Origin of the sequence: Flavitalea sp. (genome assembly GCF_035489435.1) — a bacterium.
GTDB lineage: Bacteria > Bacteroidota > Bacteroidia > Chitinophagales > Chitinophagaceae > DATHKG01.
In genome coordinates, this window is the sequence record NZ_DATHKG010000062.1 from 1 (window position 1) to 3588 (window position 3588).

A 3588-nucleotide genomic window follows, 5' to 3' on the forward strand; every position below is an offset into this window, starting at 1 on the left:
AAATTCAATATTTTTGCAAATGCAAATTTAAGTCAACGCAAATCTATATCTACCGGAACTACAGAACGTGAGACTTTCATTACAGGGAAGCAGTCTTTTCTGAAGCAAAACGACAAAAACATCAATGAGGGTTATTTCGCTTTTGGCCGTGCAGGTTTTGACTATTTCATAAACAACCGCAACACCCTCAGTGCTTCCGGAGTTGTTGTAAGGGGAAACTTCCAGCCAATCACTACAAGTGACATCTTTATTGATAACTACACAACCGGGGGAACACTTTCTACTTACAGTCAAAGGGTTGCCAATACAGACGGCAATTTCAGAAATACGGGAGCCCAGTTGAGTTATAAAAAGCTCTTCGTTAAACCCGGCCAGGAATTTACTGCTGATATCAATTACAACGGCAGCAAAAATGAAAACAACACCCTGACCAGTACAAGGTACTATGACAAGTATGGCGGTAGCCAGCAAACCTACTTTGATCAGCGCGTTATCGGTGGCGGTACAAACAAGTTTGTAACACTACAGGCTGACTATGTAAACCCGATCACTGAAAAAGCCAAGGTAGAATTTGGTGCGAGAATGCAGATCAGGGACGTTGACAGCAAAAACGATATTTACCAGGATACTGCAACAGGTGTGTTTTTTAAAGTGCCCCAGTTATCATCTAATTATATCAATAGTGATAAGGTTTATGCGGGTTATCTCACATTTACAAATGCAATCAGGGATTTTGGATACCAGATCGGGCTCCGGGTAGAAAGCTCAGAATATGATGGTGAAGTAAAAACGGTTACCACAGGTGGAAAGGTTACATCGTCAAGTTATGGCAACAATTTCCATTCTTCAGTCTTTTCCCAAGTATATTCTTAAGCCAAAAGCTGAAGAATGGCCAGGAACTGCAACTGAATGTCACCCGGCGGATTAACAGGCCGAATTTCTTCCAGTTGTTTCCATTTACCGACTATTCTGACTCGCTCAACTTTAGCCGGGGTAATCCAAACCTGACTCCTGAATTCACTTATTCTTCGGAACTTTCTTATTCCAAGCAATTCAATGGTGGGCACAGTTTCATGAGTTCCCTTTATTTCAAATACACTGATAACCTCATAACCCGTTTCCAGGACAAAGAAACAAATCCTGTTTCCGGTGAAGAGGTTTTCATCAATACCTATATAAATGCAAACAGCAGTTATGTCGGGGGTCTTGAATTGATCAGCCGAAACCCGATTGCCAAATGGTGGGATCTTACTTCAAGCCTGAATCTTTTTACTTCTAAAATTGATGTTGACCAGGAAGGTTTTGAGAACCAGGGAAATGTGTACAGTTGGTTTGCCAAGGTTAACAACACCTTTAAACTTCCTAAAAACTTCTCTATACAGTTAAGTGGTGATTATCAATCCAAGACTGTTTTACCTCCTGGCGGCAGCGGTGGCGGTGGCGGCGGTGGTCGTGGTATGGGAGGCGGTGGCTTTTTCGGAGGTCCGCAGTCTTCTTCACAAGGATATGTTCGCCCAACTTATGGGGTGGATGTGGCAGTAAAGTATGAGTTCCTGAAAGAAAAACGAGCCAGTCTTACTTTGAGTTTCAGCGATGTATTTCGTACCCGCCGAAATGATGTTTATACTGAGTCAGATCTGTTTATCCAGAATTCATTCCGTCGCCGTGATCCGCAATTTTTCAGACTTAACTTTAACTGGCGATTCGGTAAATTCGATACCTCTTTGTTCAAACGTAAGAATATGAGGGGTGAAGCCGAAGGTGTGCAGAACGGCATGCAGGGCGCTCAGCAGTAATGAAATATTATTAGCCCGGCATTAATGATATAGAATTAGATTATAGAATTATAAGACAAAAGCAATAAAGGTTGTTTTACTCCAGGGTAAAACAACCTTTATTTATTAATGCGGGCCTCAGGCATCTCATGGTGCCATAAAATTTTATACATTGAATCCCGGATTATGGCAGCGACATCATTTAAATATCTTGCTTTAGGCGACTCCTACACTGTTGGGGAAGGAGTTGAAACCGGGGACAGTTTTCCGTTTCAACTGGTGAGAACATTGAATGAAACAGTAAAAAAGGCCGACAATCCCGCTGAACAAAATCCTGGATTACCTGGTAAACAAAATCCTAAAAAAATATTTGAAGACCCGGTTATAATTGCCAAAACAGGTTGGACGACCTCTGAATTAATAGGGGCTGTAAATGATGCTAATTTAAAAACCAACTTTGATATAGTCACTTTGCTGATCGGTGTGAATAATCAATACCGGGGGCTGGCACCGGACGAGTATGGATTGGAATTCGGGCAACTAGCTTCTGTCGCTTTGAACTTTGCCGGAAATAATCCTTCAGGGGTTTTTGTTCTATCTATCCCGGACTGGTCCGCCGCGCCTTTTGCGGCTGACCGTGATCGTGAGATGATCAGCTTTACTATTGACCGTTTTAATGAATTGAACAGGCAGATCTCGTTGAGGCAGGGTTTTCACTATATCGATATCACAAAAGGCAGCAGGGACGTATTAAATGATGCTTCCCTGGTTACAAAAGACAATCTACATCCTTCGGCGACTGAATACAGGAAATGGTCCGATCAACTGGTTCCTCTTATTTCGCACCAGTTGTCAATCCAAAAAGTTGACCAGACAGCAAAGTAATATCATCAGCTGACCGAACAATATTGCTAATTGAATAATATCTGAAAAACTGAATAGCTAATTAATAAAAAACTGAATAACTGAATAATAATAGTGAAGGGAATAATACAAGTAAAGGCATAATATCACTAAAGCGGGTGATATCAGTAAAGCGAGTGATTTCAATAAAGCGCATAATATCAATAATACCAATAACGTGAATAATATCAAAGAAAACAACATCAACAATAAAAGCGACACCGACCTTCATTCACCCCACTATGAAAAATTCAGTGCTATCCTTTTGCTGGTAGCAGGTTTTGTATACCTGGCATTGTGGCTCATATCAATTTTTTCAGAAACTACCTCTTTCATTAATAAGGCTGATGACAAAGTTTCCATGAACTTGTCTGAACTGTTGAGCCATATCCGGACCGTTATCACAATTGGTTTAGCCCTCGGTGGTGGTTTTTTGATTTTCCGGAAAAGGCGTCCGGGATGGATAATGGGCATAGTAGTGTTGATCCTTCTATTAATAATTTGCAGTGGCACCCTTTACCAGGCCATCAAACTAAAAGAACCAATATTAATAGGAGTAACATCAACCACCTGGCTGATATTACTCCTATCAATTGTGTTTCTCCTAATCCCCTCCGCGCGCAAAAAATTTAATATCACCAAACCCACCATAATAACGGCAACCCTGCTTGCAAGTCTATTGGCTATTTTATACTTCTTCGTTCAATAAGCACAACTCATCACTCACATAACTCCACTCACCACTTACAACTCGCCGCTAACCACTTACAACTTTTATATAACTTCTTTCACCGAGCTCAATCATGCTGCTTGGTTTGTTAATTTAGCGAGTTTTTTTTCTAAGGTAGCTATTTGTTGTTTCCGTTGTTTTTCTTTGTATTCATCCATGTTGACGGGCATAAATGGAACT

4 protein-coding genes are annotated in these 3588 nt (G+C 40.9%); all 4 read left to right on the top strand.

Annotated elements, in window-relative coordinates:
• A partial coding sequence (locus VK664_RS09575; protein WP_461398424.1) for an outer membrane beta-barrel protein occupies positions 1-873 on the top strand: 873 nt, incomplete at its 5' end.
• A gap of 26 nt (positions 874-899) precedes the next feature.
• Positions 900-1796 carry an outer membrane beta-barrel family protein gene (locus tag VK664_RS09580; protein ID WP_461398427.1) on the top strand — a complete coding sequence of 299 codons (897 nt, stop codon included), beginning with the start codon at positions 900-902 and terminating at the stop codon, positions 1794-1796.
• 165 nt (positions 1797-1961) lie between these two features.
• The gene (locus VK664_RS09585; RefSeq protein ID WP_461398425.1) at positions 1962-2660 is read left to right on the top strand and encodes an SGNH/GDSL hydrolase family protein; all 699 of its coding nucleotides are present in this window, start codon (positions 1962-1964) and stop codon (positions 2658-2660) included.
• A 196-nt stretch (positions 2661-2856) separates the two neighbouring features.
• Complete coding sequence (locus VK664_RS09590) at positions 2857-3387, top strand: hypothetical protein (RefSeq protein ID WP_461398426.1); 531 nt, start codon at positions 2857-2859, stop codon at positions 3385-3387.
• Positions 3388-3588: the final 201 nt, after the last annotated feature.